Genomic DNA, 19,517 nt, shown 5'->3' on the forward strand with positions numbered 1-19,517 from the left:
CCGAGCCATTGATGCTCCAGCTGGCGGTGGCATCGTGATCGATGTCGGCCGAGCTGAACTGGCCACTCACGCTGAGGGTGGTGTCTTCCTTCACCGCGCCGGCATCGTTGCCGGTCACGAAGCTGAGTACGGGCGCATCGTTAGTGCCGCTGACGGTGACAGTCACCAGCTGGGTGTCGACACCGCCGAGGCCATCGCTGACCTGCACGCTGAACACTTCGTCGTGACTTTCGCCCGCCTTCAATGACTGCACGGCACTGGCGATGCCGTCGCTGCCATTGGCCAGGGTATACGTCCACTGGCCGGTGCTGTCGACGGCGATCGAGCCATAGGTTCCGGTTGCCGAGCCATTGATGCTCCAGCTGGCGGTTGCGTCGTGATCGATGTCGGCCGAACTGAACTGGCCGCTGACGTTGAGGGTGGTGTCTTCCTGCACCGCGCCGGCATCATTGCCGGTCACGAAGCTGAGCACGGGTGCGTCGTTAGTGCCGCTGACGGTGACGGTCACCAGCTGAGTATCGACACCGCCGAGGCCATCGCTGACCTGCACGCTGAACACTTCATTATGACTTTCGCCAGCCTTCAATGACTGCACGGCACTGGCGACACCGTCGGTGCCATTGGCCAGGGTGTACGTCCACTGGCCGGTGCTGTCGACAGCGATCGAGCCGTAAGTGCCCGAAGCCGAGCCATTGATGCTCCAGCTGGCGGTGGCATCGTGATCGATGTCGGCCGAACTGAACTGGCCACTCACGCTGAGTGTGGTGTCTTCTTGCACGGCGCCGATATCGTTGCCTGTCGCGAAATTGAGCACGGGTGCGTCATTGGTGCCAGTGAGGGTGATGGTGACAGTCTGAGTCGCCGAAGCAGCATTAGCCGCGCCACTGTTGTCGGTGGCAACCACCGTGTACGAGAAGGTGATGGTTTCACCCGCACCGAGGAAGTCGAGGTTCTGGTTGCTGCTGTAGTCCCAGCTGTTCTGATCGACCGAGAAACCGGCCACCAGTGCCGAAGCCACGCCCGCATTGAGCGTGCCGCCGCTCCAGGCGATGTTGCCGTTGGAGGTGTGCGACACAGTCACCACGTCGATATTGTCAACATCGGCAAAACTCAGGGCACCGCTGTCGCTCAGCGTGGCGGTGCCATTACCTTCGTTTATTGCGCCGCTGCTGTCGGCGATCGTCAGCGTCGGCCGATCGTTAGTACCGGTGATAGTAATGGTCACGGTCTGCATCGCGCCGTCGCCAATCGCCACGTTATAGGTTTGGGTGACGATCTGGCCTTCGCCGAGGAACTGCAGGGCGGTATTGTTCACCGCGAAGTTCCAACCCAGCGAACCACTGGCCGTGCCGGTGCTGTCGCTCAGTGGATCAGTGGTGAAACTGCCCAGATAGCCGGAAGCGCCCGGCGTGACGGTGACGCTGTGGGTATCGATCAGGTCGACGTCGGTGAAGGTGATGTTGCCGCTGGCTGCGTAGTCGCCGCTGTCTTCCCCGGCATCGCCGGCTTGCACGCCGCTGGTGATCTGCACCTGGTCGTTGGTGCCGGTGATAGTGATCGTCACGTTCTGCGTGGTCGACGAACCATGCCCATCATTGATGGTGACCACATAAGTTTCGGTAGCCGTCTGACCCTGGGCCAGGGACTGGGCTGCCGCGTTATTGAGGGTGTAAGTCCAGTTGACGGAGCCGTCGGCGGTGTTGGCCGCTTCGGTCACGGGGGCAAGGACGAAGGTGCCCAGCGCGGTTGTATTGCCTCCCGCCGCCACGAAAGAGGCGGTATGCGTGTCGCTCAGGTCTACATCGCTAAAAGCAATAGTGCCTGTCGCGCTCAGCGAGTCAGTGGTGCTCGGTGTTGTGGTCGCATCTTCGGTTACCGTACTTGCCTGTGCGCCGAGGCTCATCGTTACACTGTCATTCATGCCAGCGAACTGCACCTGCGCGGTAGCCCAACTGAGCGTGCCGTTACCCAGACGAATCGCATAGGTAAAACTGTCCGTCAGGGACCCTCCAGCAGCAAGCGCCTGAAGTTGTTCCTTGAAAGTCGTCGATAACGTAGCAGCGTCGTAGCCGACTTTGCCATCCGACGTAATCCAGATCTTTGCACCATTGAAACTGGTGTCAGCACTCGTCGCCTCGATTCTGCTCGTGTCCTGGACCAGCAGGTCGGCCGGAGCATAAACCTTGGTGGCGGTAGAAAGACTGGTTGCGTTATCGAGTGACCACAGTGTCTTCGCGTTGCCACCGAGGTCATTGGACATGACGTCCAGGTACACGACTCCCAGCAGGTCTTCAGTGATGGCCGCGGTGCTCGTGCCAATAACTCCGGCAGTGAAAATGTCGTCCTGCGCCTGCGGAGTGTTGGAAAACGAAGTAACGGTGCCGCCGCTGGTCGTTGTGGTGGTAGCCATGTCTTTCTCCCGAAAATGCCATTTTTTTATTTTTGGAATCGCTAGGACTGCTAACAGGACGAAGTCCCGTTCTTGCACCGCTCAGGTCGTTCAAGAGTGGTGCGAGGCGGCCGCCGGACATCGTCGGCCAGCTGACGGGACAACCGCTGCCGGCAGAGGCGCGCGGGTATTGCGGGGGTGGAAAAGCTCGCCGCACTCGAGGAGCGGATCGCAGGACCGGTTGGGCGAACGTAGGCCCGAACCTGGGGCTGCATTACGCACGGCGCGCAGTAATCTGAGAGCTCCCATGTGGAAGGGACTCCTGAAGTAATGGCTGAATGAGGCCGTGTCTTGGGATAACCCTGACTCAGGAGTACGGCCTTTCCTGATATCAGTTTGATAGGTGTTTAGTTGTGGGCTCAGGCTTTGTAAAGGTGTTAACCGGATGAAACGGTGCCATGTGCCAATATTCCGACAAGTGGGTGTTTTGGTGTCAATATTATGTCGATCTGTTTTTGGCGAATGGGTCGCAGGCACTCAACACTGGTGCGGCTCAAATGATCTGAAACCCTTATGCAGCATGGGCTGGCTGTGTTTTATCGGTGCTGGGACGCCCCTGAAATTTCAGCGTTCAGTGTTAAAAAGGCCCTGCCAGAGCCTGATGGAGGTCGGTTAAGGGTAAATCGGACATGTAGGAGCCAGGCTTGCCGGCGAAGGCGCTCTTAAGGACGCCTTCGCCGACAAGCCTGGCTCCTACGAAAAGCGGTCCCGCGTCTGCTGTGGCAGGTTTTTCATGGCTAAAACCACCCGACGACCTACATGGAAAGTCTGTCACTACTGTGCCTTACTGCTCACTCCACTCAAGGAGCCAAGCAATGCGACACAGAGGCGCCCAGTTCTGGTTATGGACCGACAATCGGTTATCGCTGCACATCCATGAAGAAGTCCTCAGCGACGGGGTGCAGGTGGAAGTGCGGGCTCGGGTGAATCACGAAGGTATCACCCAGGTGTTCATAGGTATTTATGATGACCATGGGATCATGCTGTGTGAGGAGTTTCACGACAGGGATCGGGATGAGCCTTACTGCGCGGCGTTGAAGTGGGGCGCTCAGCGCGCGAGGGATGTTGTGGCGGACGCGCAAGGGTTCGTCGCACCGCATCGGGTGCAGTTGACGCTAAGCCCGGTCATCACTGATGAGTCGGTACTGGCGCTGCGGCGCATGGAAATGAGCGAGCATGAGCGTTTCAAGCTCAGTTGCGAAGACGCATGGTCGGAGTATCTGGCCGCCAAAGCGGCCATGTTGAACCTCATGCGTGCGCCCAAGGTCGATCCCAAGGTCTGGGCAGACCACAAGGAGCGTCTGAGACAGGCGATTGACCGGCGCGTCTGGCTGCAACGCACCTATTTACGCTGAGTGATTACACCCCCTCATGGCTGGGGTTGCCGCAGGGTCTCAATGGTTGTGATCAGATCATCGTAGGAAACCGGTTTTCCAATGTGCTGGTCGAAACCCGATTGGTGGGCTTTCTGAATGTCACTACTGGCGCCATAGCCGGTCAGGGCAATGGCCGGCACATCCTTGGCAAGCGGCAACTGACGCAATGCATTCATCAGCTCATGGCCGTTCATGACCGGCATGCCCAAATCCGAAATGATCAGATCGAAACGGGTGCTCTTCGCTGCGTCCAGAGCGGCCATCGGACGATCAAAGGCAATGACTTCGGCGTCCTCCATTTCCAGCAGCATTTTCAGGGTTTCCAGTACCTCGGCAGAGTCGTCGACCAGCAGAATCGTCAAGCCGCTCAGTCTTCCTGACACATCGTCGATTTGAGCTTCGGTTTGGGTTTTTTCTTCGGTGTTGGCCAGTGGCAAGTAGACACTGAAGGTACAGCCTTCCCCGACGCCCGGGGAACTCACCTCTACCGTACCCCGTTGGGCCTCGGTCAACTGGCGGACCAGTGACAAACCGATGCCCAGCCCCTCGCGTTGGTGGTTGGCGTGTTGTGTTTCAGCCTGGCCAAACAGGTCGAATACGTGCTCCAGGTGCTCGGCCGCGATACCAATGCCGTCATCCTTGACGTCCAGGCGCGCCATGTTTGCGGCCTGCTGGGCGATCAATTGCACGTGGCCGTTGGGCGGGGTGAATTTCAGTGCGTTGTTCACCAGGTTCCAGATGATCTGCTCCAAGCGCGTCGGATCGGCGCACACCATCAACGGCTCTGACGGTACTTGCAACTCGACGGTGGTGCTGTGCCGATCATTGAGGACGACAGTGTGGATATCGCGCAGCACACTGGCCAGGTCCACGGCGATCGGTTTCAGCTTGAGCTTGCCGGTACGGACACGGGCAACGTCCAGCAGGTCATCGATGATCCGTGCCTGGCTGCTGACGGCATCGCAGATGGTGCTGACGGCTTTGGCGGCAGGCGCCACAGACTTGGTCACCGGCAAGCGTCTCAGCAGTTCGGCGTTGAGCTGGAGGGCGATGTACCAGCGCTTGTCGGTGCTGCTGACTTCGCGCTCGATCATGTTCAATGATTCGAATACCTGGGCGGCATCACTCGCCAGCTCTTCGTAGTGCAGGCGATGGGTGATGTCGAGCAGTGAACGGCCGGTATCCATCGGCAACATGCTGAAAATGTCGGTGGCGCGGGGGGTGAACCATTTGATCCGCATGCTGCGGTCGACAAAGACCGTGGCAATGTCGGTGGAGGCGATCAGGTTGGTCAGGTAGTCGTTGATCTTGTCGGTTTCTTCGACTTTGGTTTTCAGCTCGTAGTTGACCGTCAGCAACTCTTCGTTGATCGATTGCAGCTCTTCCTTGCTGGTTTCCAGCTCTTCGGTGGCCGAGCGCAATTCTTCGTTGATCGCCTGCATTTCTTCGTTGGAGGCTTTCAGTTCTTCACTGGAGATTTCCGATTGTTCAATGGTGTCCTGCAAATGCAGCTTGGTGCGTTGCAGTTCACGCTCCAGGTTGGACAGTACCTGGCTCTCGGTTTGCAGCAGAGTCGTGGTCGTCACTTGCGAAGGATCGACTTCGACTTCCTCGAAAATCACCAGGACGAACTCGCCGTCCGACTCTTCATCCTTGTAAGGCTGCGCCTCCAGGCTGACCTTGTAGCGCCGGTCTTCGCGCTTGATCGACACCTCGCGGGATTTGACCGCCAGGCCACTCTGCTGGACCTGGAACAATGTGGTGCGGATCTCCAGGCGCAGCTCCGGAAGGATCAGCGTCAGCAGGTTGCGTGACAGCTCACCGCCCACATGCCGCAGGAAACGCCCGGCACTTTCGCTCATGTGCAAGATGTCGGCGTTGGCGTCGACGATCATGCTCGGTGGGGCGGCGCGCTCGAGGGCGCGCTGGTGGATGTCGGCGAAGGACAGCTTGCGCGGCACTGCGTTTTGCGGTGTCTGGCGGGAAACGTTGCTGCGCACATAGCCGCCGCGTGGCACGGTCGGCGTGCGTCGGCTATTGGCGGTGCCGGTCTTGGCGCGGAAGATCCGGTTGCGTTTGTCTACCGGCGTGAACAGATCATGGCAAGCGTCTGCGCTTTCTGAAGACCCCAGGAACAGGAAGCCGCCAGGGCGCAATGCAAAGTGGAACATCTGAAGGATTTCGCGCTGTACTTCGCGATCCAGATAGATCAGCAGGTTGCGGCAAAAACGATCAGGTCGATCTGCGAGAAAGGCGGGTCGGATAACAGGCTGTGTTTGGCGAACAGCACCTTCTCGCGGATTTCCTTGCGAATCCGATAGTGGTCATCCTCCTTGATAAAGTAATGCCGCAGCCGCGTCGGCGGCACATCCGTGACGATCGCTTGAGGGTACAGACCGGCCCGGCCGATGCTGATGGCGCGTTCGTCAATATCGGTGGCAAAAATTTGCAGCGAGGCCTTGCTGGATTCCAGTTGCAGCTGATCGTTGACCAGCATCGCCAGGCTGTAGGCTTCTTCGCCGGTGGAGCAGCCAGCCGACCACACTCGAATTTCTTCTTTCTCAGGCTGCGCCGAGACCGCGGCGCTGACCAGTTGCGGCACGATATCGCGCTCCAGCGCTTCGAAGGCTTCGCGATCGCGGAAGAAGTTGGTCACGCCGATCAGCATGTCCCCCAGCAGCGCCTTGGTTTCTTCGGGATTGCTTTGCAGGTAGCGGTAGTAAGCCACCAGGTCCGGCTGGGCCGTGACCTGCATCCGGCGCTCGATCCGCCGTAATACCGTCGCGCGTTTATAGTGCTTGAAGTCATGACCAGTGCCGGTGCGCAATTGGATCAGCACGTCATGCAGCATTTGTTCGGCGAGCGCTGCATCACGCTCGGACACCGAGGCGATGGTTTGCAGTTCCGGGTCGTTGGCAGTGGGCAAGCTGATTTCCTGGGAGTTGTGCCATAGATCCAGCAACTTTTGCGGCATTTCGACCACGGGTAACACCAGATCAACCATGCCGGTCTCGATGGCCGCTCGTGGCATACCGTCGAACTCGGCATCTTCCGGCACCTGGGCCATGGTGATGCCGCCGTGTTCCTTGATACGTGACAAGCCGACCGCGCCATCGGAACCGCTGCCGGAAAGTACCAGGCAAAAGGCGCGTTCCTGGTGTACTTCGGCCAGGTCACGGAAGAACAGATCGATCGAGGCGTGGCGTCCCAACTGTGGATCGTTTTCACTGACCTCAAGGTTGCCGTCATTCATGGTCAGCCGCTGCGCCGGTGAGATGACGTACACCCGGTTTTTTTCGATCGGCACGGTTTCGGTGACCTGCAGAACCGGCATCTGGGTCGATTCCTGGATGATCTTGTCTGCGATGCTCTGATGGTCGGGCGACAGGTGAAGAATGATCACAAACGCCATGCCGTTATCGTGAGGCATGTTCTCGAAGAACAGTTTAATGGCTTGCAGCCCGCCCGCTGACGCGCCAATACCCACCACCGGAAAGTCCAGGGTGCTGGGGCTCAGGGCCTTTTGCTCAGGAGCGGTGGCCGAGTGCTTGGGGTTGGTGGTCATTTCTTTTGCCTTTGCTGGCGATGTAAAGCGTATTGAGTTCAAGCGGGTATAAAACGCGCGTCAATTCAGAATAATCCCGTTTTTCAATAAGGCCTTCAATTATTTAGCGCGCATTTGTGGGGTTATATAAGTTTTTGACCACCCAACGCACGATTGCATTCCCGTCGCTTCAAGGGAACGCGACTACTGGCCGATAACCCGATCGGCTGTGTGAGTTTCGTCGCTGACGGCCGGCACGTGTGATCACGGAATTGTGCGAAATCGCTTGATAGCCTATGGCCTCCCGCTATCATCTGCGCGCCCGAAAAACGGCCGCGACGCTGAGTTCATCCGTGTCACTGCCTTTAGGTTGTTCTTCTTAAATTGCCTGGAAATCTTCGATGCTGTCGTATCACCAAAAAAGCTTCCTGATCGTCGATGATTTCTCGGATTTCCGCAGTTCCGTCAGGTCCATGCTGCGGGAGCTGGGCGTCAAGGACGTGGACACCGCCGATACCGGTGAACAGGCGCTGCGCATGTGCTCGCAGAAGTCTTACGATTTCATCCTGCAGGACTTCCATCTGGGCGACGGCAAGAAGAACGGTCAGCAAGTACTCGAAGACCTGATGATCGAGAAACTGATCAGCCATGAAAGCGTGTTTGTCATGGTCACTGCCGAAACCAGCCAGGCCATGGTCCTCAGCGCACTGGAGCATGAGCCCGACGCTTACCTGACCAAGCCGTTCAACCGTTCCGGCCTGGCCCAGCGCCTGGAACGGCTGGAGCAGCGCAAAACGTTGCTCAAACCGATCCTGCAAGCCCTTGACCGGGGCAAACCGGTTGAAGTGCTCAATGCCTGCATTGCCCTGTGCAAACAGGACATTCGGTATTCGCCGCTGTGCCTGCGTTACCGCGCCGACGCGTTGCGCGATTTGAACCAGAACGAAGCGCTGGAGCGTCTCTATGACAGCATCATTGCTGATCGGCCTTTGCCATGGGCATTTGCCGGGTTGGGCCAGTTGCTGTTCAAGCGCGGCCAGGTCAGCCAGGCCAAAGGCATTTATGAAAAGGCTCTGAAAGTTTTTCCGATGATGCCGGCTCTCTACGACGGCATGGCTGATGTGCTGGTCGCCGAAGGCGACACCAAGGGGGCGCAGAGAGTTCTGGAAGAGGCTATTCGCCTGTCGCCGCTGGCGGTGCGCCGGCAAGCGTTGCTGGGCAAGCTGGCAATGGCCAACGAGGATTTCGATACCGCTTCCAAAGCCTATCGCCAGGCGGTGGCCCAAGGGGCGCAGTCACGTTTCAAGGATGCGGAAAGCAACCTCGGCCTGGCCCATGCCTTGATCAGCAAGGGCAGTGAGAAAGGCCTGGACACCCGGACCCGCCTCGAAATCAACACCACGCTGAGTGCGGTGGCGAAGGAGAACCCTTCCGACCCCGGCCTGCAGATTCGTGCGCGTCTGATGAAAGCCACCAGTCTGCTGCTCAACGATGCCGAAACCGCCGAGAAGCTCACCGAGCAGGCGATGATGCGCCTCGATGGCATGGAGCAGTTCATGAGCGCCGAAGCGGCGCTGCTGGTGGCCAAACAGCTGCAAATGCTGGGGCAGGCAAGTGCCGGCGCTTCGATGCTGAAAAACTGTGCGGAAATCTACGGCGACGATCCGACCGTGATGAAAGGCATCGCCAAACTGACTGACGACCCGACCATCCTCAACTCCGGTAACGCAGCCGCCGACCTTAACCGTCAGGGCGTGCGGGTGTACAAGACCGGCAACCTGGTGGAAGCCCGGGATGTATTCCGCAAAGCCCTGGCGTTGCAGCCGAAGAACATCAGTATTGCCCTGAACATGGCGCAGTCGTTGCTGCACGGCACTGACACCAGCGTGCCGTCGGCCGAACTGGAAGAATGCCGGGCCTGCCTGAAAACCGTCGGCCTGATGCCCGATACCGACGCGCGTTATCCGCGCTACCAGAAACTGAAAATCAAGGCGTTCGGCGAATGATCGACAGCGAACCGTCACTCGACTTTTCCACGGTGATTGCTTCCACCGTGCATGACATGAAGAACTCCCTGGCCATGCTGATGCAGGCGCACAGTCAATGGCTGGCGCGCTTGCCCGATCCCGAGCAACACACCCCGGAGCAGGGCGTGATCGACTTCGAGTTCGCCCACCTCAATGGCATGCTGGTGCAATTGCTGGGGCTGTACAAACTCGGTGTCAACCAGATGCCGTTGCAGCCGGCCTACCATGAGCTGGATGATTTCATCGAGGCGCAACTGGCGGCTCACCAGGAAGTGTTCGCCAGCCGCGGCATTATCGCGAGCTATGAAGTGGACCCGTTGAGCCCGCTGGGTTTCTTCGACCGGGAACTGATTGCCTCGGTACTCGCCAACTGCATCAACAATGCCATTCGTTACGCCCGCCATGCCTTGTTGATCAGCGTCAGCGATGAGGCCGGGCAACTGGTGCTGACCATCAACGACGATGGTGAGGGTTATCCGCCCGAGATGATCGAGCGTCAGGCCGATTACGTGCAGGGCATCAACCACAGCAGTGGCAGCACCGGCCTGGGCCTGTACTTTGCCGGACGGATTGCCGCCTTGCATCAGCGCAACGGCGTGGGCGGACGCACCGAAATCAGCAATGGCGGCCCGTTGGGCGGTGGCGTGTTCAGCCTGTATCTCCCCTGACAGACACAATCCCCGAAGGCTGCGATCTTTTGATGTTGCCTTTAAAAAGCAAAGTCAAAAGATCGCAGCCTTCGGCGGTTCCTCCACCTTTTTGTTTGACGCTGCTTGATATTCCGAACAGCCGAAGCCTATTTTGTACGGGTCGCCGTTCGCGGCTCGTACAACAACAAGGATTGCGTCATGACAACCGATGGCCATCGTTCACTCGCGCAGCGATTGACGGGCATTGATGAGATTGAATGTGTCACGCCGGACCTGAACGGCGTACCACGCGGCAAGGTGATGACCGCCGAAGGATTTCTTGAAGGGCGGCGTTTGCAGATGGCGCGGGGAGTGCTGCTGCAATGCATCATGGGCGGTTATCCGCCGGCGCGCTTTTACGGCAGTGATGATGGCGACCTGGCGCTGGTGCCTGATCCCGCGCAGATCCACCGTTTGCCCTGGAGCCCGCAGCCTCGGGCGCTGGCCATTTGTGATGCGGACGAACTGACTGGCGAGAGCTCGCCATTGTCGACCCGCGGCCAACTCAAGGCCGTGATCGCTCGATATGCCGCCCTCGGTCTGGCGCCGGTGGTGGCGACCGAGCTGGAGTTCTTCGTCTTCGCGCCCAACCCTGACCCGACGCAACCCTTCCAGCCACCACTGGGCCTGGACGGTCGTCGCGAGGACGGTCATTCGGCGTTCAGCGTCAGTTCCAATAACGGCTTGCGGCCGTTCTTCAATGAAGTCTACGAATGCATGGCGGCGTTGGGCTTGCCGCGCGATACCTTCATGCACGAGATGGGTGTCAGCCAGTTCGAGATCAACCTGCTGCACGGCGATCCGCTACTGTTGGCCGACCAGACTTTACTGTTCAAGCATCTGCTCAAAGAAGTGGCGCTCAAGCATGGCCTGACCGTGGTCTGCATGGCCAAGCCGTTGGCGCACACACCGGGCAGTTCGATGCATATTCATCAGAGCATCGTCGAGATCGGCACCGGGCGTAACGTGTTCAGCGACAAGGCCGGCGAGCCGACCGCGACCTTCCGTCATTTCATCGGTGGCCAGCAGGCCGGTCTGGCGGATTTCACTGCGCTGTTTGCGCCGAACGTGAACTCCTATCAGCGCCTGTGCCATCCTTTCGCATCGCCGAACAATGCCTGCTGGTCCCACGACAATCGCGCGGCCGGACTGCGCATTCCGGCCAGTTCACCGGTCGCTCGTCGGGTCGAAAATCGCTTGCCGGGGGCCGATGCCAATCCGTATCTGGCGATCGCCGCGAGCCTGGCGTCAGGGTTGTATGGCATCGAGAACAAACTGGAGCCGAGCGAGCCGATCCAGGGTGAGTTCGTTGTGCCGGATAATCTTTCGTTGCCGTGTACCTTGCATGCCGCTCTCGAACGTCTGAAACGTAGCCAATTGGCGAAGGAACTGTTCGGCAAGGAGTTCATCGAAGGCTACATCGCTTCGAAGACCATGGAGTTGACCAGCTTCTTTGATGAAATTACTCCCTGGGAACGGCGTGTTCTAGCAGCCCAGGCCTGACGACCCGTCGCCGTCGGGCTATCGTTTGTCGATAGCCCGATACTCACTGCAAGGAGCCGCTCGGAACGCCGATGCGCCAAATCTTGAAATCTTTTCGGGGGCTTTATTTCGCCTCGCTGATGATGTTGATCGGCTCGGGCCTGTTGAGTACTTACCTTGCCCTGCGCCTGGCGGCCGATAAAGTCGATAGCCTGTGGGTCGGTGCGTTGATGGCGGCCAACTATTTCGGCCTGGTGCTGGGCGGCAAGATCGGCCATCGGCTGATTGCCCGGGTCGGGCATATTCGAGCTTATTCAGCCTGCGCCGGGATCGTCGGCGCGGCAGTGCTGGGCCATGGCCTGGTGGACTGGTTGCCCGCGTGGCTGTTCCTGCGGGTGATCGTCGGCCTGGGCATGATGTGCCAGTACATGGTGATCGAAAGCTGGCTCAATGAGCAGGCAGAAGCCAATAAGCGTGGGGTGGTGTTCAGCGGCTACATGATCGCTTCGTACCTGGGGCTGGTGCTGGGTCAGCTGATTCTGGTCATGCACCCGGGCCTGGGCCTGGAACTGCTGATGCTGGTCGCACTGTGTTTCGCCCTGTGCCTGGTACCGGTGGCCCTGACGCGGCGGATTCACCCGGCGCCTTTGCACCCGGCGCCGATGGAACCACGCTTCTTCATCAAGCGTGTGCCGCAGTCGTTGAGCACGGTGTTGGGGTCGGGTTTGATCGTCGGTTCGTTCTACGGTCTGGCGCCGCTGTATGCCTCGCAGCAAGGGCTGTCCACCGAACAGGTCGGTCTGTTCATGGGTAGCTGCATTTTTGCAGGCCTGGTGGTGCAGTGGCCGTTGGGTTGGCTGTCGGACCGCTATGACCGGGCGCTGTTGATCCGCTGTTTCGCGTTCAGCCTGGCGTTGGCCGCGTTGCCGCTGGCAATCATGCAGCAGGTGCCGCTGGAGGTGCTGTTCATTGCCGGGTTCCTCTGCTCGTTGGTGCAGTTCTGCCTGTACCCGTTGGCGGTGGCGTTCTCCAACGACCACGTCGAGGGTGATCGCCGGGTGTCGCTGACGGCGATGCTGCTGGTGACTTATGGTGTCGGCGCGAGTATCGGACCGTTGGTAGCCGGGGTGTTGATGAAGCTGTTCGGCAGTCAGATGCTCTATGCCTTCTTCAGCTTCTTTGCGCTGGTGCTGGTGTGGCGAATTCGCCCCAAAGCGGTCACCAACCTGCATCAGGTGGACGATGCTCCGCTGCATCACGTGGCCATGCCGGACAGCATGTCGAGCTCGCCATTGGTCGCTTGCCTGGACCCGCGAGTCGATGAACAGGTAGTGCAGGATCAGATGCAGAACCCGGTCAACCCGGAGGCTGATTTCAATCCGGATGCCGAGCCGGAAACCGAAGCTGAAACAGATTCGGAACCCGAAGACCCTGACACAGGTCGCGAGCAAAGTTTTACCGAAGCGCGGCCTTGACCAAGGCATAAAAAAACGGGCAGTCACCGCAAGGGACTGCCCGTTTTTTATGGGCGTGGCGTATCAGAAGTCGTCTTTATCGAAACGCCGCGCTTCGCGCTGAAGCTGATAGACGAACCGCTCGACCTGGCGCTGCACCAGGCCGCTCATGTTGTGAAAACGCACGCCAGCGAAGGTGGTGTTGATCTTTTCTTCGAAATGCAGGTAACGCAGTTCGACCGGTGCCGTCATGCTGCCGAAGGGCAGGGCAGCGACGAAACGGTCGTAGACCTGGCCCAGTTGCAGCCTGGCGGTGATGTCGCCCTCGAAGCGCAACTTGCAGCCGGTGGCGGAGATGTCCAGCAGTTTGCCGCTGATGGCCGATTTGAGTTTGTCGCCACCCAGATCGACGTTGACCAGTTGCGCCAGCTTCAACGCGGCGCGGAAAGCATTGCGGCGCTGGTGATAAACCACCTCATCGGGCAGCGCGCCACGGTAGCAGCGGCCATCGCCGGAGTCGTCGATGGTCAGCGGGCCATTGCTTTCCCAGGCGATGCGCACGCCGTCGTGGAAGCCTTCGACCTTGAACGGTTCGCCGGCCAGCAGAAAACGTTCGCCATCGCGCGGGATCATTTCGTCCAGCGCGATCATGTTGCTGTCACGGTCGATGTCCACCAGATAACTCTGGAAGCGCTGGCTGCGCTCATGGAACGTGATGATCAGCGGGTCATGGCTGTCTTGCAGCTGACGCAGATTGCCGGAGATTTCCAGGGGCGTAGTGAGCACCTTGGGTGGCTGCGGAGCATCTTCCGCGTTTAAGGCATTGAACACGGGGCATCAATCTCCAGACAAATATGACTACTGGCTAGCATTCTGCCAGCATGTTTCGCGTCTTGATAGAGCGTGCTCATTGAAAGGCTCAAGCCTGACTGAGCGGGCGTGGCTTTGCGAGCTTGGAGGTTGAACCGCGGGCATCATAGAGCGCTGGCGGCTCGCCGCCGGTGAGGATTTTCAGCTGGTTGGCCGTGGCGGCCTGCTGCACCAGAATCGACTGGCCATTGTTAACGTTGGCGGCCTGGCACTGGGCCAGGAGGTCGGTCAGCACATCGCTCTGTGCCAGCAACTGATCGCCAATGCTCGAATGGCTGGCAAGTTGCTCCAGGCCCTGGCGATTGGTCGGCAGGTTGAGGCTGGCGAGGATTTCACTGCGCTTGCGGCCATGCTGCTCAAGCAAAATGATCAATGCCTGTTTCTGCGCCAGAATCTCTTCGAGCAGTGGCATGTCGCGACCGTGCAGCGCGAGGGACTCGGTTTGCAGCAGCTCCAGCAAGTGTTGCGCCGGGGCAAAGTCGTCGATGATCAGTTGCAGTAAATTAGTGTCGTGCATGGCTGGCCTTGGGTTTTAAGCGTCCAAAAGCCTGGCGCGGCCGTGGCCTAGCGCTGGGCTTCGAAGTTGAGCAGTTTGCTGGCTACACGGTTGCTGTCGACTTTATAGCTGCCATCGGCAATCGCTGCTTTCAACTCGGCCACGCGGGCGTTGTCGACGGCAGGCTGATCGCGCAGCTTGTCAGTGACCTTCTGCAACTGTTGAGCCTCATTGCTGAGGTGTACCGATTCCCCGCTTTTGGTGGTACTGGCCTGCTCGGCCGGGGTAGTCAGCGGCGCGGATTGGCCGGTTTCGGCGGTTTCCTTCGCGGCGCTGGTACGTGTACTGCCCGCAAGTGACGAGGAGCTGTTTAAACGACTGAAATCGATGACCATGACAAAAAACCTCTGGATATTTGGACGCTTGCCATGTTTTCGGCTCTTCTTGTGAAAACTTTAGGCCCATTTATCAATGAGCGTGCATGCGCCAGCGTGTGTCCTGCATGCGGCACAGTTTAGGCAACAGCCCAGTGGCGCGCCATCTCTTCACAAACTACATGGCCGCTTACATGGAAACTTCCACCTGGCCGGGCGCGGTGACTTGCGCCTTGATGACCCGCTGGGAGTTGAGGTTTTTCACGCGAATCTGTTCGCTCATGCCGCCATTGGACAGCGCTTCACCCGGCATACGCACACTGAGCGTACCACTGCGGGCGGTAATCACTACCTGATCGCCCTTGCGAATGACTTCCGCCTGTTCGAGGTGCACCAGGGTAATCACCTGATCGGCGACCATTGGTCGGGTCAGTTTTTGTCCGATCGCTTGATCGACGGAAGTCAGAAAACCCTGATTTATCAGGCTGATATCGCGTTCGCGAAGGGTTACGTCCTGAGGTTCGATAATCCCTGTGCGCTTGAGCGGACGAGTGGTGGTCACGATGTCGCGAAACAGCCGTACTTGAGCGGGTACGAAGACTGTCCAGGGGGAGGCACCGTCGCAGCGAACCTTGACCGTAACCCGGCCCAGAGGCCTCGCGGGGCTCTCGAGGGTGGCTGTCAATTCCTTGTCGCACATAGGCATGCGCAGGCGGGGATCGAGCTGGTTGACCTCGATTTCGTAGCGTCCTTGCGTTTGACTGGTGGCCAGATAGTCTTCTACGGTGAATTCAAGAAAGCCCTGAGTGACGCCGATAAGCATGTCAGGCAAGGTAACCGCGTCAGCAAGGGCAGGGCTGCCAGCGTTGAACAGGCAAACGGCCGACATCGCGCAGAGCAATCTGCGATACGTTGATGTCAAGCGTCGGGAAAATGTCGGTTCTGTGTTCATAAGAGTTAAAAAGCAAGCGCCGTGCCGTTTAGTGAAGAATGTGCGTCGCAACACACTTAGCGTTGGTGTAGGAGTCTGGGCATGGCTGGTGTAATGGATTCGGTGAACCAGCGCACGCAACTGGTGGGGCAGAATCGCCTTGAGCTGTTGTTGTTCCGTCTCGACGGCCAGCAGCTGTATGGGATCAACGTGTTCAAGGTTCGTGAGGTGCTGCAATGCCCCAAGCTGACCCTGATGCCCAAGTCCAGTCCTGTCGTGTGCGGTGTGGCGAATATTCGGGGGGCGACCATTCCGATTCTGGATCTGGCGATGGCGACCGGCTCCGGAGCGCTGAAAGATCAAAGCAATCCCTTCGTGATCATCACGGAGTACAACACCAAGACTCAGGGTTTCCTGGTTCGATCGGTAGAGCGCATCGTCAACATGAACTGGGAGGAGATTCATCCGCCACCCAAGGGCACCGGGCGCGATCACTACCTGACGGCGGTGACTCGGGTCGACAATCAGTTGGTCGAAATCATCGACGTCGAGAAGGTGCTGGCGGAAGTGTCACCGACACCGGAAGCGATTTCGGTGGGCGTGGTGGATGTCGAGACTCAGCACAAGGCGTTGTCCTTGCGCGTGCTGACGGTCGATGACTCATCGGTGGCGCGCAAGCAGGTGACCCGTTGCCTGCAAACCGTCGGCGTCGAAGTGGTGGCGTTGAACGACGGCCGGCAAGCGCTGGATTACCTGCGCAAGCTGGTCGATGAGGGCAAGAAGCCGGAAGAAGAGTTCCTGATGATGATCTCCGACATCGAGATGCCGGAGATGGACGGGTACACCCTGACGGCCGAAATCCGCAGTGATCCGCGCATGCAAAAGCTGCATATCATCCTGCACACTTCGTTGTCGGGTGTGTTCAATCAGGCGATGGTCAAGAAGGTCGGTGCCGATGACTTCCTGGCCAAATTCCGTCCTGATGACCTGGCATCCCGGGTAGTCGACCGGATCAAAGCAGCAGATAACAGCTAGGGGCCTTCTGTCCCTGGCGGTCAACACGATTTAAGAGGCGGCATCTTTGTCTACGGGTAATTTGGATTTTGAACAGTTCCGGGTATTCCTGGAAAAAGCCTGTGGCATTTTGCTCGGTGAAAACAAGCAATACCTGGTCTCGAGCCGTCTCAACAAACTGATGGAACAGCAGGGCATCAAATCGCTGGGTGAGCTGGTTCAGCGCATCCAGACCCAGCCGCGCAGTGGTTTGCGCGAGATGGTGGTGGATGCCATGACCACCAACGAAACCTTGTGGTTTCGTGACACCTATCCGTTTGAAATCTTGAAGAACAAGGTCTTGCCTGCAGCGATCAAGGCAAGCCCCGGCCAGCGCCTGCGGATCTGGTCGGCGGCGTGTTCGTCGGGTCAGGAACCGTATTCTCTGTCGATGTCCATCGATGAGTTCGAACGGGTCAACATGGGTCAGTTGAAGATGGGCGTGCAGATCGTTGCCACTGACCTGTCCGGCACCATGCTGACCAACTGCAAGACCGGCGAGTACGACAGCCTGGCCATCGGCCGCGGTCTGTCGCCCGAGCGCCTTCAGCGTTACTTCGACCCGAAAGGGCCGGGACGTTGGGCGATCAAGGCGCCGATCAAGAGTCGGGTGGAATTTCGCTCGTTCAACCTGCTGGACAGCTATGCGAGCCTGGGCAAGTTCGACATCGTGTTCTGCCGCAACGTGCTGATCTACTTCTCCGCCGAGGTGAAGAAAGACATCCTGTTGCGCATCCACAGCACACTGAAGCCGGGCGGTTATCTGTTCCTTGGCGCGTCCGAAGCGCTGAACGGTTTGCCGGACCATTACCAGATGGTCCAGTGCAGCCCGGGGATCATTTATCAGGCGAAGTGATTCGTTGATGGCATAAAAAAACGGGAGTCCTCAGGGGGTCCCGTTTTTTTGTGCCTGATTTCTCATTCTCGCCGCACTACCTGTAGGAGCGAGGCTTGCCCGCGAAGGCGGTGTATCAGACACAAAATCGCTGACTGACACATCGCTTTCGCGGGCAAGCCTCGCTCCTACAGTGGTCGGTGTAGTTCCTGATAAGCGGCAGAAAAGCGGCAGGCGGCGGAAATCGGTTGCCGCTTTTCTGGCATTGCCGGCTTGCCACCGCGCGCAAAGCCCCGGTTTACGGGCTTTTTTGAATTGGCACGCCGCTTGCTATGTCCATGTTACGAAAAATCAGGTCACCCGAAGGTTTCCCGACATGAGCATCAGCTTCGATAAAGCGCTCGGTATCCATGAACAAGCCCTGGGCTTCCGCGCTCAGCGTGCCGAAGTCCTGGCCAACAACATCGCCAACGCCGACACCCCGAACTACAAGGCTCGGGATCTGGACTTCTCGAAAGTGCTCGCCGAGCAGAACGAGAAAACCAAAAACGGCAAGTTCGCCTTGAACATGACCAACAGCCGTCACATCGAAGCTGAAGGCATGGGCAATGGCGACGAGTCGCTGATGTATCGCACGCCGATGCAACCGTCGATCGACCAGAACACCGTGGACGCCCAGCTGGAACAGTCGAATTACGCGGAAAACGCGGTCAACTTCCAGGCCAGCTTCACCCTGCTCAACAGTAAATTCAAAGGGCTGGTGTCAGCCCTGCGCGGAGAGTAATCCATGTCTCTATCCAGTGTTTTCAACATTGCCGGTAGCGGCATGAGTGCCCAGACCACTCGCTTGAACACCGTCGCCTCGAACATCGCCAACGCCGAGACCGTCTCGTCGAGCATCGACCAGACCTACCGTGCCCGCCACCCGGTATTCGCCACCATGTTCCAGGGCGGCCAGAGCGGCGGCAGCGATTCGCTGTTCCAGAACCAGGACGCTGCCGGTCAAGGCGTGCAAGTGCTGGGCGTGGTCGAAGACCAGAGCAACCTTGAAGCGCGCTACGAGCCGAACCATCCGGCTGCCGATGGCAAGGGCTACGTCTACTACCCGAACGTCAACGTCGTCGAAGAAATGGCCGACATGATTTCCGCGAGCCGTTCGTTCCAGACCAACGCCGAAATGATGAACACCGCCAAAACCATGATGCAGAAGGTCCTGACCCTCGGTCAGTGATAAGGGGCGATTCATATGAGCGTTATCAGCGATGTTCTGGCCAACTCCTCGGTCCAGACCCCGACCAACAAAGACAGCCTGACCTCCGCCGCTACCGGCGGCCAGGCGCTGGGCAAGGACGCGTTCCTGCAACTGTTGGTGACTCAGCTGAAAAACCAGAACCCGCTCGATCCTCAGGATAACAGCGAGTTCGTGGCACAGTTGGCGCAGTTCAGTAGCCTGGAAGGTATCACCACGCTGAACGATACGGTCAGCGGCCTTGCCAGCAGCTACAGCTCCTCGCAAGCCTTGCAGGCTTCTTCGCTGGTGGGGCGCTCCGTCATTGCGCAGACCGACAAAACTATGGTCGACACTTCCAAGAGCCTTAACGGTACCGTCGTGGTGCCCACCTCGGTTTCCGCCGCCACCGTCAAGATCACCAACTCGGAAGGCAAGACTATCCGTACGCTCGAGTTGGGCAGTCAAAGTGCCGGTAACGCCAGTTTTATCTGGGACGGCAAGGACGATGCAGGCGCGGTGGCACCGGCGGGTACTTACACCTTCGGCGCAACGGCCACCATCGACAGCAAGGCGACATCGCTGATTACTTATCTGCCAGCGACCGTTAACAGCGTGACCATCAGCCAGACCGGCGGTGAGTTGATGCTGAACCTGGCAGGCATGGGCAGCGTTGCCCTGTCCAAAGTACAAACCATTGGTATATAGA

15 protein-coding genes and 1 pseudogene are annotated in these 19,517 nt (G+C 58.6%); 10 read left to right on the forward strand and 6 right to left on the reverse strand.

Annotated features, from left to right (window positions below; genetic code table 11):
* Positions 1–2,410, reverse strand: a 2,410-nt coding sequence (locus IB250_RS22410) for a beta strand repeat-containing protein (RefSeq protein ID WP_225603736.1), incomplete at its 3' end; no start/stop codon positions are given.
* 854 nt (positions 2,411–3,264) lie between these two features.
* Here IB250_RS22410 and IB250_RS22415 point away from each other — a divergent pair.
* Positions 3,265–3,804, forward strand: a complete 540-nt coding sequence (locus IB250_RS22415) for a hypothetical protein (protein WP_192345622.1) — start codon at positions 3,265–3,267, stop codon at positions 3,802–3,804.
* Positions 3,805–3,818: 14 nt separating this feature from the next.
* Here the strand turns inward: IB250_RS22415 and IB250_RS22420 are convergent.
* Positions 3,819–7,390, reverse strand: a pseudogene (locus IB250_RS22420) (CheR family methyltransferase).
* Positions 7,391–7,770: 380 nt separating this feature from the next.
* Here IB250_RS22420 and IB250_RS22425 point away from each other — a divergent pair.
* From IB250_RS22425 to IB250_RS22440, 4 genes are all read left to right on the forward strand, one after another.
* Positions 7,771–9,375 (forward strand): tetratricopeptide repeat-containing response regulator, encoded by a 1,605-nt coding sequence (locus tag IB250_RS22425; protein WP_052966588.1) that lies wholly within the window; start codon positions 7,771–7,773, stop codon positions 9,373–9,375.
* Positions 9,372–10,064, forward strand: coding sequence for a sensor histidine kinase (locus IB250_RS22430; protein WP_192345623.1), 693 nt, complete (start codon positions 9,372–9,374; stop codon positions 10,062–10,064). The genes IB250_RS22425 and IB250_RS22430 overlap by 4 nt, the downstream gene beginning before the upstream one ends.
* A gap of 282 nt (positions 10,065–10,346) precedes the next feature.
* Entirely contained in the window at positions 10,347–11,588 is a 1,242-nt protein-coding gene (locus tag IB250_RS22435) for a glutamine synthetase family protein (RefSeq protein ID WP_192345789.1), read from the forward strand.
* Positions 11,589–11,659: 71 nt separating this feature from the next.
* Positions 11,660–13,042 (forward strand): MFS transporter, encoded by a 1,383-nt coding sequence (locus IB250_RS22440; RefSeq protein ID WP_123495848.1) that lies wholly within the window; start codon positions 11,660–11,662, stop codon positions 13,040–13,042.
* A gap of 63 nt (positions 13,043–13,105) precedes the next feature.
* Here the strand turns inward: IB250_RS22440 and IB250_RS22445 are convergent, their stop codons facing one another.
* From IB250_RS22445 to flgA, 4 genes are all read right to left on the reverse strand, one after another.
* Positions 13,106–13,852 carry a flagellar brake protein gene (locus tag IB250_RS22445; RefSeq protein WP_192345624.1) on the reverse strand — a complete coding sequence of 249 codons (747 nt, stop codon included), beginning with the start codon at positions 13,850–13,852 and terminating at the stop codon, positions 13,106–13,108.
* Positions 13,853–13,940: 88 nt separating this feature from the next.
* Complete coding sequence (locus tag IB250_RS22450) at positions 13,941–14,408, reverse strand: flagella synthesis protein FlgN (RefSeq protein WP_008071798.1); 468 nt, start codon at positions 14,406–14,408, stop codon at positions 13,941–13,943.
* Positions 14,409–14,455: 47 nt separating this feature from the next.
* Complete coding sequence (gene flgM, locus IB250_RS22455) at positions 14,456–14,782, reverse strand: flagellar biosynthesis anti-sigma factor FlgM (RefSeq protein ID WP_192345625.1); 327 nt, start codon at positions 14,780–14,782, stop codon at positions 14,456–14,458.
* A gap of 169 nt (positions 14,783–14,951) precedes the next feature.
* A complete protein-coding gene (flgA, locus tag IB250_RS22460; protein WP_123495852.1) occupies positions 14,952–15,713 on the reverse strand; it encodes a flagellar basal body P-ring formation chaperone FlgA in 762 nt (253 codons plus the stop codon).
* A gap of 81 nt (positions 15,714–15,794) precedes the next feature.
* Here flgA and IB250_RS22465 point away from each other — a divergent pair, with 81 nt between their 5' ends.
* The 5 genes from IB250_RS22465 (at position 15,795) to flgD (ending at position 19,516) form a co-directional block, all read left to right on the forward strand.
* A complete protein-coding gene (locus IB250_RS22465) occupies positions 15,795–16,727 on the forward strand; it encodes a chemotaxis protein CheV (RefSeq protein WP_008071794.1) in 933 nt (310 codons plus the stop codon).
* A 46-nt stretch (positions 16,728–16,773) separates the two neighbouring features.
* On the forward strand, positions 16,774–17,601 hold the full coding sequence (gene cheR / locus IB250_RS22470; RefSeq protein ID WP_192345626.1) for a protein-glutamate O-methyltransferase CheR: 828 nt from the start codon (positions 16,774–16,776) through the stop codon (positions 17,599–17,601).
* Between the two features lie 355 nt (positions 17,602–17,956).
* On the forward strand, positions 17,957–18,364 hold the full coding sequence (gene flgB, locus IB250_RS22475; RefSeq protein WP_095634357.1) for a flagellar basal body rod protein FlgB: 408 nt from the start codon (positions 17,957–17,959) through the stop codon (positions 18,362–18,364).
* Positions 18,365–18,367: 3 nt separating this feature from the next.
* Entirely contained in the window at positions 18,368–18,811 is a 444-nt protein-coding gene (gene flgC, locus IB250_RS22480) for a flagellar basal body rod protein FlgC (RefSeq protein WP_007899122.1), read from the forward strand.
* 15 nt (positions 18,812–18,826) lie between these two features.
* Positions 18,827–19,516 (forward strand): flagellar hook assembly protein FlgD, encoded by a 690-nt coding sequence (gene flgD, locus IB250_RS22485; protein WP_192345627.1) that lies wholly within the window; start codon positions 18,827–18,829, stop codon positions 19,514–19,516.
* The last annotated feature ends 1 nt before the right edge of the window (position 19,517 follow it).

Source organism: Pseudomonas sp. PDM09, from assembly GCF_014852305.1.
In the GTDB taxonomy this organism is placed as follows: domain Bacteria; phylum Pseudomonadota; class Gammaproteobacteria; order Pseudomonadales; family Pseudomonadaceae; genus Aquipseudomonas.

What these genes read in the sequence shown, in the direction of transcription:
- IB250_RS22415 (WP_192345622.1), top strand. Translation starts at nt 3,265, where the DNA reads ATGCGACACAGAGGCGCCCAGTTCTGGTTATGGACCGACAATCGGTTA.
- IB250_RS22425 (WP_052966588.1), top strand. Translation starts at nt 7,771, where the DNA reads ATGCTGTCGTATCACCAAAAAAGCTTCCTGATCGTCGATGATTTCTCG.
- IB250_RS22430 (WP_192345623.1), top strand. Translation starts at nt 9,372, where the DNA reads ATGATCGACAGCGAACCGTCACTCGACTTTTCCACGGTGATTGCTTCC.
- IB250_RS22435 (WP_192345789.1), top strand. Translation starts at nt 10,347, where the DNA reads ATGACCGCCGAAGGATTTCTTGAAGGGCGGCGTTTGCAGATGGCGCGG.
- IB250_RS22440 (WP_123495848.1), top strand. Translation starts at nt 11,660, where the DNA reads ATGCGCCAAATCTTGAAATCTTTTCGGGGGCTTTATTTCGCCTCGCTG.
- IB250_RS22450 (WP_008071798.1), bottom strand. Translation starts at nt 14,408, where the DNA reads ATGCACGACACTAATTTACTGCAACTGATCATCGACGACTTTGCCCCG.
- flgM (WP_192345625.1), bottom strand. Translation starts at nt 14,782, where the DNA reads ATGGTCATCGATTTCAGTCGTTTAAACAGCTCCTCGTCACTTGCGGGC.
- flgA (WP_123495852.1), bottom strand. Translation starts at nt 15,713, where the DNA reads ATGAACACAGAACCGACATTTTCCCGACGCTTGACATCAACGTATCGC.
- IB250_RS22465 (WP_008071794.1), top strand. Translation starts at nt 15,795, where the DNA reads ATGGCTGGTGTAATGGATTCGGTGAACCAGCGCACGCAACTGGTGGGG.
- flgB (WP_095634357.1), top strand. Translation starts at nt 17,957, where the DNA reads ATGAGCATCAGCTTCGATAAAGCGCTCGGTATCCATGAACAAGCCCTG.
- flgC (WP_007899122.1), top strand. Translation starts at nt 18,368, where the DNA reads ATGTCTCTATCCAGTGTTTTCAACATTGCCGGTAGCGGCATGAGTGCC.
- flgD (WP_192345627.1), top strand. Translation starts at nt 18,827, where the DNA reads ATGAGCGTTATCAGCGATGTTCTGGCCAACTCCTCGGTCCAGACCCCG.